14 protein-coding genes are annotated in these 13,784 nt (G+C 72.3%); 7 read left to right on the top strand and 7 right to left on the bottom strand.

Going from position 1 to position 13,784, the window contains the following annotated elements:
* The first annotated feature begins 87 nt into the window (after positions 1-87).
* Complete coding sequence (locus CYAGR_RS00255; protein WP_015107731.1) at positions 88-1,353, top strand: site-specific integrase; 1,266 nt, start codon at positions 88-90, stop codon at positions 1,351-1,353.
* A complete protein-coding gene (cobO, locus tag CYAGR_RS00260) occupies positions 1,350-2,054 on the top strand; it encodes a cob(I)yrinic acid a,c-diamide adenosyltransferase (RefSeq protein ID WP_015107732.1) in 705 nt (234 codons plus the stop codon). The genes CYAGR_RS00255 and cobO overlap by 4 nt, the downstream gene beginning before the upstream one ends.
* 24 nt (positions 2,055-2,078) lie before the next feature.
* On the opposite strand, the gene CYAGR_RS17935 is transcribed toward cobO, so the two are convergent.
* The gene (locus CYAGR_RS17935; RefSeq protein WP_156818321.1) at positions 2,079-2,291 is read right to left on the bottom strand and encodes a hypothetical protein; all 213 of its coding nucleotides are present in this window, start codon (positions 2,289-2,291) and stop codon (positions 2,079-2,081) included.
* Positions 2,292-2,391: 100 nt separating this feature from the next.
* Here CYAGR_RS17935 and pyrH point away from each other — a divergent pair, with 100 nt between their 5' ends.
* From pyrH to CYAGR_RS00275, 3 genes are read left to right on the top strand one after another with little or no spacing between them, the layout of a single operon-like run.
* The gene (gene pyrH, locus CYAGR_RS00265; RefSeq protein WP_015107734.1) at positions 2,392-3,111 is read left to right on the top strand and encodes a UMP kinase; all 720 of its coding nucleotides are present in this window, start codon (positions 2,392-2,394) and stop codon (positions 3,109-3,111) included.
* Between the two features lie 29 nt (positions 3,112-3,140).
* Entirely contained in the window at positions 3,141-3,680 is a 540-nt protein-coding gene (frr, locus tag CYAGR_RS00270) for a ribosome recycling factor (RefSeq protein ID WP_015107735.1), read from the top strand.
* A complete protein-coding gene (locus CYAGR_RS00275) occupies positions 3,677-4,816 on the top strand; it encodes an NAD(P)/FAD-dependent oxidoreductase (RefSeq protein ID WP_015107736.1) in 1,140 nt (379 codons plus the stop codon). Before frr ends, CYAGR_RS00275 begins: the two co-directional genes overlap by 4 nt.
* 34 nt (positions 4,817-4,850) lie before the next feature.
* Here CYAGR_RS00275 and CYAGR_RS00280 read toward each other — a convergent pair whose 3' ends face one another.
* The 5 genes from CYAGR_RS00280 to CYAGR_RS19335 all read right to left on the bottom strand — a co-directional run bounded on the left by CYAGR_RS00280 (position 4,851) and on the right by CYAGR_RS19335 (position 10,366).
* Entirely contained in the window at positions 4,851-5,240 is a 390-nt protein-coding gene (locus CYAGR_RS00280) for a Crp/Fnr family transcriptional regulator (RefSeq protein ID WP_015107737.1), read from the bottom strand.
* A gap of 83 nt (positions 5,241-5,323) precedes the next feature.
* Entirely contained in the window at positions 5,324-6,493 is a 1,170-nt protein-coding gene (locus CYAGR_RS00285) for a transaldolase (protein ID WP_015107738.1), read from the bottom strand.
* A gap of 97 nt (positions 6,494-6,590) precedes the next feature.
* Positions 6,591-8,438 carry a peptidoglycan D,D-transpeptidase FtsI family protein gene (locus tag CYAGR_RS00290; protein ID WP_015107739.1) on the bottom strand — a complete coding sequence of 616 codons (1,848 nt, stop codon included), beginning with the start codon at positions 8,436-8,438 and terminating at the stop codon, positions 6,591-6,593.
* Positions 8,438-8,890 (bottom strand): hypothetical protein, encoded by a 453-nt coding sequence (locus CYAGR_RS00295; protein ID WP_015107740.1) that lies wholly within the window; start codon positions 8,888-8,890, stop codon positions 8,438-8,440. Before CYAGR_RS00295 ends, CYAGR_RS00290 begins: the two co-directional genes overlap by 1 nt.
* Positions 8,891-8,947: 57 nt before the next feature.
* Complete coding sequence (locus tag CYAGR_RS19335) at positions 8,948-10,366, bottom strand: CPBP family intramembrane glutamic endopeptidase (RefSeq protein WP_425386787.1); 1,419 nt, start codon at positions 10,364-10,366, stop codon at positions 8,948-8,950.
* Between the two features lie 83 nt (positions 10,367-10,449).
* On the opposite strand from CYAGR_RS19335, the gene CYAGR_RS00305 reads away from it, so the two are divergent.
* Together CYAGR_RS00305 and CYAGR_RS00310 are read left to right on the top strand one after the other, a co-directional pair.
* A complete protein-coding gene (locus tag CYAGR_RS00305) occupies positions 10,450-11,775 on the top strand; it encodes a histidine phosphatase family protein (protein WP_043325223.1) in 1,326 nt (441 codons plus the stop codon).
* A 27-nt stretch (positions 11,776-11,802) separates the two neighbouring features.
* The gene (locus CYAGR_RS00310; protein WP_015107743.1) at positions 11,803-13,074 is read left to right on the top strand and encodes an amidohydrolase family protein; all 1,272 of its coding nucleotides are present in this window, start codon (positions 11,803-11,805) and stop codon (positions 13,072-13,074) included.
* Here the strand turns inward: CYAGR_RS00310 and lepB are convergent.
* Positions 13,028-13,774, bottom strand: a complete 747-nt coding sequence (gene lepB, locus CYAGR_RS00315; RefSeq protein WP_015107744.1) for a signal peptidase I — start codon at positions 13,772-13,774, stop codon at positions 13,028-13,030. The genes CYAGR_RS00310 and lepB overlap by 47 nt on opposite strands.
* Positions 13,775-13,784 lie beyond the last annotated feature (10 nt).

Here is a 13,784-nt window from a genome sequence, read left to right on the forward strand (position 1 = left end):
CCCGATCGCCCCGCCATCCCCCCGGCCGCCCCGCCACCGCCCGCCCCGCCACCTCCCGCCCTGCCGCTGCCCGCCCCGCCCGATCGGGTGGCAGCTGATCTGGCAGAACTGGTGCGGGAGCAGAACCGGCAGCTGGCGGCCTCGGGCACAGGCCTGCGGCTGGAGATCCGCCAGCAGCGGCTCGGTCTGCGGGGGCCCCTGCCCTGTGCGAAGGGCACGGCGGCGCGGCCGGTGCAGCGGATCAGCCTGGGCCTGCCGGCGACCCCGGAGGGGGTGGCCGCCGCCCTCGAGCAGCTGGCCCGGGTGCGGGAGGCGGTCGAGCGGGGCCGCTTCTCCTGGGAGCAATGGCGCCGCCGGGCGGCCGCTCCAGCGCCGGCCCCGCCCGCCGTGCCCCTGGGGCCGCCATCCCGCGCTCCGGCGCCCCCAGCGGCGGGCTTCCCCGCCGAGGCCGCTGGGCTCACGCCGCTGCTGGCCGGCTTCGAGGCCGCCTTCTTCGCCGATCCCCGCCGCCGCCGCCGGCCCGCCGGCAGCCGCAGCACCTGGAGCGGCGCCTACCGGCCCTACCTGCGGCGGCTGGCGGCGGTGGCCGCCGCGTCGGCTGAGGTGCCGGCGACCATTGATCTGCCCCTGCTGGAGCGGGTGCTGGAGACCTACCCCCTGGCCAGCCGCAGCCGCCAGCAGTGCGGTCTCGCCCTGGGGGCCCTGGCCCGCCACCTGGCGCTCCCCCTGCCGGCCGACTGGAGCGAGCGCAGCGGCGGCTACGGCCTGCATGTGGCCCGGTTCCGGGGCCTGCCCAGCGATGCGCGCATCCTGGAGCTGGTGGCGGCCATCCCCAACCCCCGCTGGCGCCTGGCCTACGGGCTGATGGCCACCTACGGCCTGCGCAACCACGAGGTGTTCTTCTGCGATCTCTCCGCCCTGGCGCCGGGGGGCGACCGGGTGCTGCGGGTGCTGCCCACCAGCAAGACCGGGGAGCACCAGGTGTGGCCGTTCCAGCCCGACTGGGTGGAGCGCTTCGGCCTGGAGGGCCTGGGGGAGGGCGGCGCCGAGCTGCCCCGGGTCTGCACCGACCTGCGCCGCACCACCCTGCAGCAGGTGGGCCGGCGGGTGGCGGAGCAGTTCCACCGCTACGGGCTGCCGATCACCCCCTACGACCTGCGCCACGCCTGGGCCGTGCGCACGATCCACATCGGCCTGCCCGACACGGTGGCGGCCCGGATGATGGGCCACTCGGTGGCGATCCACACCCGCACGTACCACCACTGGATCACCCGCCGGGACCAGCAGCAGGCCGTCGACACGGCCCTGGCCCGGCTCCGCCAGAGTGCCCCAAACGGACACCGCTCCCCATGACGGCGAACGCCTCCACCCCCTCTCCCGCCGTGGCGGACGCCACCCGGGCCCTGGATCGCCAGGCCGAGGAGCTGGGCCCGGGGGGCGACCTGGCCCCTGAGGTGGACCAGGAGGCCTACCGCCGCCGCATGCAGCGCCGCCGTGAGGTGCAGCAGCAGCGGGTGGGCGAGCGGAACCTGGAGAAGGGGCTGGTGCTCGTCTTCACCGGCGAGGGCAAGGGCAAGACCACGGCGGCCCTGGGCCTGGTGCTGCGCACCCTGGGCCACGGTGGCAAGGTGGCGGTGGTGCAGTTCATCAAGGGCGGCTGGCAGCCCGGGGAGGCCCGGGCCCTGGAGCGCTTCGGCGACGACCTCCACTGGCATGCCCTGGGGGAGGGCTTCACCTGGGAGACCCAGGACCGGGAGCGCGACCGCCAGTTGGTGCGCAGCGCCTGGGAGCGCTCCTGCGCCTACCTCGCCGACGGCGAGCGCAAGCTGGTGGTGCTCGATGAGATCAACGTGGCCCTCAAGCTGGGCTACCTCGACCCGGAGCAGGTGCTGGGGGGCCTGGCCCTGCGGCCGCCCCTCACCCATGTGGCCCTCACCGGCCGCGGCGCCCCGCCGGCCCTGCTGGAGCGTGCCGATCTGGTCACGGAGATGAAGGTGGTGCGCCACCCGTTCCGGGAGCAGGGGGTGAAGGCCCAGGCGGGCATCGAGTACTGAAGCCGTCGTCCCGGAGCGCGGGGGTCAGTCCAGGTCGGCCCGCAGCCGGGCCAGGCTGCAGACGAGCACCGACAGGCCGCTGACCAGCAGGGCCCGGTGCACCTCCGGCTCGCCCCAGAACCCCGGGCTGGTGCTGGCCCGGTCCAGGGCCGAGAGCGTGAGCCGGGCCATCACGTCACTGCCGCGGGGGCTGCGGGGGCCTCGGGGGCCGGGACATCCGGGCGGGTCGACGGCCATGGCGGTGCTCCTTTGCGGCAGTGAAGCGGCTGTCGCCGGCGCCGGCAACCTGGTGGCGGCGCGGGAGGGGTTGCTACTGTTCGGCCGATCGCACGAGTCGATGGCCTACAGGCGCGTTCTCCTCAAACTCAGCGGTGAAGCGCTGATGGGTGACCAGGGCTATGGGATCGATCCCGCCATCGTTCAATCGATCGCCAAGGATGTGGTCGAGGTGGTCTCCGGCGGCACCCAGCTGGCGATCGTCGTCGGCGGCGGCAACATCTTCCGGGGCCTGAAGGGCTCGGCGGCGGGCATGGACCGGGCCACGGCCGACTACGTCGGCATGCTGGCGACCGTGATGAACGCCATCACCCTGCAGGACGGCCTGGAGCGGGTCGGGGTGCCCACCCGCGTCCAGAGCGCCATCTCCATGCAGGAGGTGGCCGAGCCCTACATCCGCCGCCGGGCCATCCGCCATCTTGAGAAGGGAAGGGTGGTGATCTTCGGCGCCGGCTGCGGCAACCCTTTCTTCACCACCGACACCACCGCCGCCCTGCGGGCGGCGGAGATCAACGCCGACGTGATCTTCAAGGCCACCAAGGTGGACGGGGTCTACGACAAGGATCCCGCCAAGCACAGCGACGCGGTCCGCTACGAGACCCTCACCTTTCTCGACGTGCTGAGCGGCGAGCTGGAGGTGATGGACAGCACCGCCATCGCCCTGTGCAAGGACAACGCGATTCCGATCGTGGTCTTCGACCTGTTCGGATCGGGCAACATCGGGCGGGCGGTCGCCGGTGAGCCCATCGGCACCAGCATCGTGCCGGCGCCCCCCCGCTGACGTCCCCTCCCCACCACCCTTCCCCTGCCATGGATCTCGAAGCCAGCATGCGCAAGTCGGTGGAAGCCACCCAGCGCACCTTCAACACCATCCGCACCGGTCGGGCCAACCCCTCCCTGCTCGACAAGCTGACCGTCGAGTACTACGGCTCCGAAACGCCCCTCAAGTCGCTGGCGACGATCTCCACCCCCGACGCCCAGACGATCCAGATCCAGCCCTTCGACAAGGGCTCGATGGCCCTGATCGAGAAGGCCATCGCCATGAGCGATCTGGGCCTCACCCCCAACAACGACGGCCGGGTGATCCGCATCAACATCCCGCCCCTCACCGAGGACCGCCGCAAGGAGCTCTGCAAGCTCGCCGCCAAGTACGCCGAGGAGGGCAAGGTGGGCCTGCGCAACCTGCGGCGCGAGGGCATCGAGCGGATCAAGAAGCAGGAGAAGGACGGCGAATTCTCCGAGGACCAGAGCCATGACGAGCAGGAGAAGGTCCAGAAGCTGACCGATCGCTACATCGCCGAGCTGGAGAAGCACCTGGCGGAGAAGGAAGCCGACATCCTCAAGGTGTGAGCAGCCCTGCCGATGCCGACGTGATCGTCGTCGGGGCCGGCCCCGCCGGCGGCGCGGCGGCGTTCCATCTGGCCCACCGGGGCTGGCGGGTCATCCTGCTGGAGGCCCAGCAGCAGGGGCGCTCCAAGCCCTGCGGCGGCGGCATGGCGGCCTCGGTGCAGCGCTGGTTCCCCTTCGATCTGGCCCCCGCCGTCGACCAGGTGATCCGCCGGGTGCGGTTCACCTGGTGCCTGGAGGATCCGGTGACGGCCGAGCTGCCCGGGGAAGCCCCGTTCTGGATCGTGCGCCGCAGCGTCCTTGATGCCTTCCTCGGGCAGCAGGTGGTCGAGGCCGGTGGTGACCTGCGCCATGGCTGCCGCGCCGAGCGGATCGAGCGCCGTGACGACGGCCTCTGGGAGGTCGCCGGTCCGGGGGATCTGCGGCTGCGGTCCCGGGCCGTCGTGATCGCCGACGGCTCCGGTTCCCGCTTCGCGGCGCCCCTGGGCCTGGGGCCGTCCCGGCCCCGTTTCGCGGCCACCGTGTCGGTGGAGGTGGCGGCGGATCCCGACCCCGCCGACATGGCCCGCTTCGAGTTCGGCCTGGTGCACCACGGCTTCTGCTGGGTGTTTCCCCGCCGGGGCGGCTACAGCATCGGGGTGGGCACCTTCGTCGGCCAGCAGGAGGCCGACAGCGGGGCGGTGCTTTCCGCCCTGCTGCCCAGCCTGGGACTGCCGGAGTCGGCAGGGGAGCGCCGCCACGGCCAGCTGCGCCTCTGGAACGGCCACCACCCCCTCCATGGCCCGGGCCTGGTGGCGGTCGGTGATGCCGCCTCCCTCTGTGATCCGTTCCTGGCCGAGGGCCTGCGTCCGTCCCTGCTGAGCGGCTGCGAAGCGGCCGCGGCCCTCGACCGCTGGCTCGACGGCGACGCCCCCGCCCTGGAGCACTACAGCCTGCGCATGCGCGAGGCCTGGGGCGATTCGATGGCCTGGGGCAAGCGCATCGCCCAGGTCTTCTACCGGGTGCCGCGGGTGGGCTACCAGCTCGGCATCAAGCGGCCCACCGCGCCCCAACGCATCGCCCAGATCCTCTCGGGGGAGATGGGCTACGGCGAGATCGCCCAGCGGGTCATCCGCCGGCTGCTGTTCCAGCGGGGTTGAGGGACCGGCCCGCTTTGCAAGGTCCCGGGCCGCCTCAGGAGCGGCTGGCGCCCTTGAGGTCCCGCAGGCGCTGGTCGATGGAGCCCAGCAGCTCAATGGCGAACATGGGCGCCTCCTGGACGGCGAACAGGAACTTCTCGCGGTTCATCACCAGCAGCCGGCAGGGGGTGAGGGCCGTGGCATGGCCATAGCGGCGGTGGTCCTGGGTGACCAGGGCCCCGGCCCCGAAAACGTCGCCGGCCTGGATGTCCTCGTGGCCGGCATCGGCGTTCCAGCTCAGCCGCACCGTCCCCTCCAGCAGGCCGAACATGCAGTCGCCGGGCTCCCCGGCCCGGAAGATCACGGAACCGGCCTCGACGTCCCGTACCTCACCCTTGTCGGCGAGGGCGCGCATGGTGTCGAGGGCGTGGACGGTGTGGGCCATGCGCGAACAGGGGAGGAGGAACATCCTTACCCATCAAGGTGAACAACCGATCAAGGCCGGGGCGGCGGCGGGCGGCCCGGGTTTCAGCGGCTGATCGCCAGCGGCGCTCCCAGGCCGCCGCGCACATCCTCGGGGGCGAGACGGCCGTCGTTGTCGGTGTCGAGGGCATCGAAGACGGCATCGCTGCCGAGCCATTCCTCCCGGGTGATGCAGCCGTCGCCGTCGAGATCGTTGAGCAGGAAGATCTCGTGCACCGCATGGGTGAAGGCGGCACCGCCCTCGATCACGGCCAGGCGATGGGCCAGCTGGCCTTCGAGGGTCTCGATCGCCTTGGAGAAGCCCCGGATGCCCTCATCGAGTTTCTCGCTGGCCATGGCATCGGCCGCCATCATCGTGCGGAAGGTGGCTTCGTCGATGTGGATCCGCTCTTCGCTGGTGCCCGGATGGGCGGCATCGAGGCGGCGTTCCAGCAGAGCTTCACTCTGGCGCAGCTGGTCCATCAGGGCCGGGGAGATGGTCAGCAGGTCGCAGCCCGCCAGTTCGACGATCTCGTCGATGTTGCGGAAGCTGGCCCCCATCACCTCGGTGCCGTAGCCGTGGGTCTTGAAGTAGTTGAAGATCCGCGTCACCGAGAGCACGCCGGGATCCTCCGCCCCGGGATAGCTGTCGCGGCCGGTGGATTTCTTGTACCAGTCGAGGATGCGCCCCACGAACGGCGAGATCAGGGTGATGCCCGCCTCGGCGCAGGCCACGGCCTGGGCGAAGCCGAACAGCAGGGTGAGGTTGCAGTGGATGCCCTCACGCTCGAGCACCTCCGCCGCCTTGATCCCCTCCCAGGTGGAGGCGATCTTGATCAGCACGCGGTCGGTGCCGATGCCCGCCTGGGCGTAGAGGCCGATCAGCTTGCGGGCCTTGGTGATCGTGGCCTCGGTGTCGTAGCTGAGGCGTGCATCCACCTCGGTGGAGACCCGCCCCGGCACGATCCTGAGGATTTCCTTGCCGAAGGTGACGCTGATCTCGTCAATGGCCTCGCGCACCACGTCCTCGGCGGGGGCCTCGGCACCGATCACCTCCCGGGATTCGCGCAGGGAGCGGTCGATCAGCTCCTGGTAGGTGGGGATCTGGGCGGCGGCCAGGATCAGGGAGGGATTGGTGGTGGCATCCCGCGGCGTGAACTGGCGGATCGCGTCGATGTCGCCGGTGTCGGCCACGACCACGGTCATGGCGGCCAGTTGTTCGAGGAGGTTGGCCATCGTGGAACGGTGTCGGGCGCGATGTCTGCTGGCTCCGACGCTAGCCATGCCCCCCCGCGGCGATGCACGGGGGTTGTGGGAATGAGGACAGGGCGGCTCAGGAGCGGCTGGCCTTGGCGGTGATGCGGGCGGTGGGCTGGCTGGGGGGCACCTTCTCGATCACCAGCAGGGCCTCGGCGATCTGCCGGGCCACCGGCAGGGCCACGGTGGAGCCGTAGGCATTGCCCCCCTGGGGCTCGTCCACCACCACCAGCACCACGTAGCTGGGATCCCCCGCCGGCAGGATCGCCACGAAGCTGCAGATCCGGGCTCCGGGGATGTACACCCCGTTGCGGGCCTTCTGGGCCGTGCCCGTCTTGCCGGCGATCCGGTAGCCGGGAATCTTCATCCCCTTGCCGTTCTCCACCACCGATTCCATCCACTTGACCACGGTGCGGGTGACGGCCGGATCCAGCAGCTGGACGCCCGTGGGGGCGGTGGCGCTGGCCAGGGCATCGCCGGAGCGCAGGCCACGGGTGATGTGGGGGCTCACCAGCCGGCCGCCATTGGCGAGCATCCCGTGCAGCTGCAGCAGCTTGAGGGGGGTCAGGGAGAAGCCCTGGCCGAAGGCGGCGACCGCCGGCTCGATCGGCGCCGAGGTGAACTCGCTGCGGCTCTTCAGCTGGCCGGCCACGGCCCCGGGCAGGTCGGTGTCCGGCATCTCGTCGATGCCGAAGGCCCGCAGCCAGTGCCAGAAGCGGTCGCGCTTCACCTGCTCCATGGCCTTCACCATCGCCACGTTGCTGGACACCTGCAGCACCGTGGGAAAGTCGATCACGCCGTTGGCGCGGCGGTCGTGGTTGAAGATCGGCCAGCCACCGATCGTCAGCTGGCCCACGTCGTTGACCCTGTCGCTGGGGCGGATCGCCTTCTCCTGCAGGGCCAGGGCCAGGTTGATGGGCTTGAAGGTGGAACCCGGCTCGTAGAGATCCTGCACCGACCATTCCCGGAAGAGGGCGGGGCTGTAGCTCCAGAAACGGTTGGGGTCGTAAGTGGGGGTGGAGGCCAGGGCCAGGATTTCGCCGTTGCGGGCATTCATCACCAGGGCCGCTCCCTGCCTGGCCCGCCACTGCTTCACCTGCTTGGTCAGGGCCTGCTGGGCCACCTGCTGCAGACGGGCATCGAGGGTGAGCTGCAGCCGCAGGTCGTCGCCGTAGAGCGCCCCGGCCTGGAGGCCGTCGGGCAGGGGGGTGCCGTCGGCGCCGCGGCGCATGCTCAGGGTCACCTCCTGGCGGCGCAGGTCCCGGTCGCGGCTCTGCTCCAGGCCCGCCTGGGCCACCCTCTCCAGGTTGAGGAAGCCCACCACGTTGGCGAACAGGGACCCCTGGGGGTAGACGCGCTGGGGGTAGGCCTCCAGGTCGAGGCCGCTGATGCCCAGCTCCCTGACCCGGTTCGCCGTTTCCGGATCCAGGCCGGTGGCGAGCTTGACGCCGCTGCGGCGGCTGCCGATGGTCTCCAGCAGGTCGGCCGGCGGCTGGGCCAGCACCTTGGACAGCTCCCTGACCACGTCGGCGGGGGGACGGATCTGCTGGGGCTCGTCCCCAGGAAGGTTGAAGTAGCGCGGGTGGGCCCAGAGGGTGAAGCGCTCCTCATCGAGGGCCACCAGCCGGCCCATCCGGTCGACGATGGTGCGCCGCTTGCCGATGGGCGTGACCGCATGGGTCTGGATGGCCCTGGCCCGGGCCTGGAGCTCAGGGGATTTCACCACCTGCAGCCAGGCCAGCCGTCCCGCCAGCCCGACCAGGGCCGCGCACAGCAGCACATAGACCGTGAGCATGCGGCCGGTGGGGATCGGCTGGATCTCCACCACCCGACGGGTGGCCGCTCCCCTGGGGCGGCGTCCACCCCCGGTGGCCGTCACCGGGGAGCGGCCCTCGCCGGGCCCGGAACGGGAGGCGGGGGGCATCAGTAGCCGGCCGGGATGGCCCGCAACTGGAAGCCGGCGAGCAGCGGCAGGGGGGCGCGGGAGCGGCTGCTGCGGGGTTCAGGCAGATGGATGAGCTTGGCGCTGCTGGTGGGCTCCAGCAGGCCGGGACGCCGCACCAGGCTGAGGTGATGCTGCTCAAGCAGGGCGGACGACTCCTGCATGCGGTGCTCCAGGGTCTTGGAGGCCTCCAGCTTGGCGAAACTGTGCGCCCACTGGTTCTGCCAGTGCAGGGTGAGGGCGCTCAGGCCGAGCATGGACAACCCCAGCCCCACCAGGGCGCCGCTGCTGATCCGATGCAGGCCGGCCAGCCAGGGGGCCTGGCGTTCGATCCGGCGCGCCGAGAGCGACCCCTCGATCAGCTGCAGGGGCCTCTGCAGGGCCCTCGGTTTCGGCAGCGGAGTCTGGCTGCGTGGGGCGGGGGAGGCGGCCAAGGGACCTGGTAGGCACTGCGCAAGTGAACCACCCATCGGGGACCGCAGCAAGCGCTGTCAGTCGGCGAGAAAGAGGAGATTCATGAAGGTCATCCCGTTCCAGAGGGCGTGCATCAGCACGGCGCTTCCCAGCCGGCCGCTGCGCCAGCGCAGCCAGCCGAGGCCCAGGCCGAGCACGAACAGCGGGGCCAGTTCCGCCAGGCTCAGGTGGGCGATCGCGAACACGGAGGCACTCAGCACCACAGCGCCGGCTCCGCCGAGCCTCTGGCCCGCCACCGGCAGCAGCACGCCCCGGAACAGGACCTCCTCGAACAGGGGCGCCACCACCAGGGCGGTGACGGCGAAACAGCCCAGTGCCAGCGGGTCGGCGCTGGTCAGCACCAGGTCGAGCAGGGGATTGCTGCCCCCTGGGTCGGCCCAGATCCGGTCGATCGCCCAGCTCGAGGCCGTCACCACCGGCAGCACCATCAACAGGCTGGCCAGCGCACCGCCGAGGGCCGAGCGGGCCGGCCGCCACCGCCACTGCAGCCAGCCCCCCGCCGGAGGGGTCCCCCGGCGCGGCAGCATCAGGGCCAGCAGCAGCAGCGGGGCGGCCATCAGGGCCGCATAGAGCACCAGCACTTCGATGCCCTGGCCAAGGGCCCTCGGGGTCTCCAGCCGCTGCAGGGCGATCTGCAGCGGCGGCTGCACCACCATCGGCACGACGACTTCGCCGAGCACCACGAAGCCGCCGGCGATCAGCAGGGTGACATCGACGGGGCTCAGGGGTGGGCCCACCAGCGGCGGCGCGGCGGCCAGCCGGCCGCGCCAGGCCAGCCAGCCCTGACGGAGCAGCAGGGCGGCCCCCACCAGCAGAAACAGGGCCGGCAGGGTTGTCACCGCCAGGAGCATGAGCAGCAGCCGCAGGGACCGCTCCTCCGCCGGGCAGGCGCCCGGGTCCCCCGGCAGCTGTTCGCAGACCAGCTGCTGCACCATCAGCGGCGCCGACCAGGGGGCGAGCAGTTGCCGGCGTTGCTCCGCCGTCACGGGCTGTCCATCGAGCAGTGCCTGGATCAGGGGACGCCGCACGGCGTCCACCTGGGTCGCCAGCTGCCCCAGCTCCGTGGCGTCGTCCAGTGCGGCCGCGCTCCCGGCGTCGCGCTCCAGCAGGACGCTCTCGAGGCGGCGCAGGGCCAGCGGTGGCTCCTCGGCGGCCTCCATCTGGCGCCGCAGCTCATCACCCAGCTCCCGCCGCGGATCCTCCCCGGTGAGCACGGGCCGCAGCCCCTCCGGAACGGCCTCGGCCGCCAGGGCGGTCAACTCGAGCTGCCGCAGGCTGAGGGAATCGACCACCGACGGGCGCTCGAGGCTGTCGATCAGCCCGCCCACCCAGAGCAGGCCGCACAGCGCCAGGCTGAGCAGGGCCAGCAGGCTCTTCCAGCCCGGTGGGGAGGCGGGCGGTCCGGATCGGGAAGGGGTTCCGTTCAACCGGACCACCTCGGCGGCGATGGGTGCTGATTCTCCCCTGCGCCCGTCCACGGCCCGTCCCATACGATGGCCGGGCCTGCGCCACAAGCACCTTGCCCCTTCGCATCGTGCTGGTCCGCCATGGGCTGAGCAGCTTCAACCTGGAGCACCGCATCCAGGGCCGTGACGACCTCTCCAACCTCACCGAGGAGGGGCAGCGCCAGGCCCGTCGCACCGGGGAGGCCCTGGCTGAGCTGGCGTTCACCGCCATCTACAGCTCGCCGCTGCAGCGGGCCAGCGCCACCGCGGTCGCGCTGCTGGCCAGCCACGGCTCGCCGCTGGCGCCCGTGTTCGACGACGATCTGCTGGAGATCGATCTGGCGCCCTGGAGCGGCTTGCTGCGCAGCGAGGTGCGGGCCGTCGATCCGGAGCAGGAGCGCCGCTGGCGTGAGGCCCCAGAGACCATGGAGCTGCGCCGGGCCGACGGCTCCACCTACTACCCGGTGCCCGAGCTGCTGGAGCAGGCGGGCCGTTTCGCCGATCGGTTGCTGGCCCGCCACGGCGACGACGACACCGTGCTGGTGGTGGCCCACAACGCCATCCTGCGCTGCCTGGTGCTGCACCTGCTGGGGCTGCCGGCGGGCGGCTTCCTGCGCCTCAGGCTCGACAACGCCTCCATCTCGGTGCTCAACCTGGTCCGCGGCGAGGGCGGGCGGCCCTCGGTGCAGCTCGAATCCCTCAACGGCACCGCCCACCTGGGCACGGCCCTGCCCCCGGCCGGACCGGGGTGTCGGTTGCTGCTGGTGCGCCATGGCGAGACCGACTGGAACCGGGAGGGCCGTTTCCAGGGCCAGATCGACATTCCCCTCAATGCCCACGGCCTGGCGCAGGCGGAGGCGGCGCGGGCCTTCCTGGCCCCGATCCCGCTGCAGCGCGCCTATAGCAGCGACATGGCCCGCCCCCTGCGCACCGCCGAGGTGATCCTGGGCTCCCATCCCGGGGTGCCGCTCACCACTGCCCGGGGCCTGCGGGAGATCGGCCATGGCCTCTGGGAGGGCCGGCTGGAGAGCGAGATCGCCGCCGGCTGGCCCGACCTGCTCGCCGCCTGGAAGCGCACCCCCGAGACCGTGCAGATGCCGCAAGGGGAGACCATCGGTGGGGTGTGGGACCGGTCGCTGGAGGCCTGGAACCGGATCGCCGCCTGTCTGGATCCCCAGGAGACGGCCCTGGTGGTTGCCCATGATGCGGTCAACAAGACCATCCTCTGTGCCCTGCTCGGCCTCACCCCCGCCGACATCTGGGCCATCAAGCAGGGCAACGGGGGGGTGACCGTGATCGACTATCCCCGGGGGGCGACGGCGCCGCCGGTGGTCAGTGCCCTCAACCTCACCGCCCATCTGGGGGGCGTGATCGACCGCACGGCCGCCGGCGCCCTCTAGCCGGCCCATCCCACCGAGTCCCCTGCCATGGTCCGTCAGCTGCTGATCCGCGGGGTGACTCTGCTGGAGGCCCCGGGGCGGCCGCCGCGACGGGCCGATGTGCTGCTGGAGGACGGGGTGCTGCGGGCGATCGATCCGGAGCCGGGCGGGGCCGGTGTCGCCCCGTTCGACGCCGACGGCTGCTGGCTGGCACCGGCCCTGGTGGATCCCCACAGCGTCTTGGAGGACCCCCTGCAGGGGCGGGCCGAAACCCTGGCCAGTCTCCGGGAGGCCGCCGCCTCGGGTGGGTATGGCACCGTGGGCCTGCTCCCGTGGGCCTCCAGCTGGCGCGATCGGCCCGAACGACTGGCCTGGAGCTGGCCGGACCCGATGCGGCTGCTCACCTGGGGCAGCTTCAGCGTCGATGGCCTTGACCGCGACCTGGCCCCCCACGGCGACCAGCTGGCCGCCGGCGCCTGCGGCCTGGCGGCCGGGGCGGCCCTGCCGCCGCTCGATCTGCTGGAACGCGGCCTGCGGCTCGGGGAGATGGGGGACCGGCCGGTGCTGCTGCCGCCCCGGGACGGGGCCCTGGCCCGACGCGGGTTCGTGCGGGAGCGGGTGGAGGCCCTGCGGGCGGGCTGGCCCCTCGACCCCCCCGGCAGCGAGACCCTCCCCCTCGAGACCCTGCTCTCCCTGGCCGACGACCTGCCCGCAGCGAACCTGCGGCTGATGAATGTCTCCACCGCCGAAGCGGTGGCCCGGCTGCGGCGCCATGGCCAGGCGCCCATGGCCTCGGTGGGCTGGTGGCACCTTGTCGCCGACAGCGGCGGGCTCGATCCAGCCGACGAGGGCTGGCTGGTGGAGCCGTCCCTGGGGGGGCCGGCCGACCGGCGCGCCCTGATCGACGGCCTGGCCGACGGGGTCATCAGCGCCGTCGCGGTGCACCACATCGCCCTGGATGCGGAGGAGGAGCTGCTGCCCCTCGACCAGCGCCGCCCCGGCGTGGCGGGTCACGGCCTGGTGCTGCCGCTGCTGTGGGAGGAACTGGTGGGACGCCGGACCTGGAGGCCGGAGCAGCTCTGGCAGGCGCTCTGCTGGGGCCCCGCCCGCTTCCTGGGCCTGCCGGAGCCGGTCCTGGAGGCCGGCACGGCGCAGTGGCTGCTGTTCGATCCCCGCCGCTCCTGGCGCTGGGAGGACGTCCCCGATGGCTCCCTGGCAGCCAACCGGCCCTGCCGGGGGCGATCGCTGCAGGGTCGGGTGCTGGCCTGCGGGCTCAGCGATCCGGCGCGCTGGGCTCTGGCAGCGGACCGGCCGAGCTGAACGGGAAGAAACGCCAGAAGGCCCGGCCGATGAGCTCGCTCTCGGGCAGCAGCGGCCCGCCCGGCCAGAAGCGGGCATCCCAGCTGTTGGCCCGGTTGTCGCCCATCACCACCAGATGGCCCGGGGGCACCACCACGTCGATGGTGCGGCAGGGGCCGACCCCCTGACGATCGACCGGGCAGTAGTTCCTGACGTAGGGCTCGTCGAGGGGACGGCCGTTGATGCTGACCCGGCCCCGGGGGTCGGCCACCACCCGCTCGCCGGGCAGGCCGATCACCCGTTTGATGTAGGCATCGCAGGCCGGCTGCTGGATCCCCGGCAGGGAGCCGATCAGGGGCAGGTTGACCAGCAGGCAGCGCAGCGCCCCCGGCTTGGTCGGGCCGGTGAGGATCGGATCGAAGTGGTACGGGGAGCGGAACACCACCACCTCGCCGCGCCGCGGGGGGCGCTGCCGGAAGGACAGCTTCTCCACCAGCAGCCGGTCCTGGAGCTGCAGGCCCGGCAGCATGGAGCCGGAGGGGATGTAGCGGGCCTCCAGCAGGAACTGGCGGATGCCCAGGGCCACCGCCAGGGTGATGAGCACGCTGCGCCAGAAGGCCCAGGGGCTCTCCTCCCGCTCCTCCTGGTGACGCTGCGGCTCCGGGGTGGGCGTCGGCTCGTCGTGGGCGCCGGGGTCGGCCGGTGGATCCGAGGGGCTCAAGGGGTTCGTG

The sequence above is a fragment of the Cyanobium gracile PCC 6307 genome (assembly GCF_000316515.1).
GTDB classification, from domain to species: Bacteria; Cyanobacteriota; Cyanobacteriia; order PCC-6307; family Cyanobiaceae; genus Cyanobium; species Cyanobium gracile.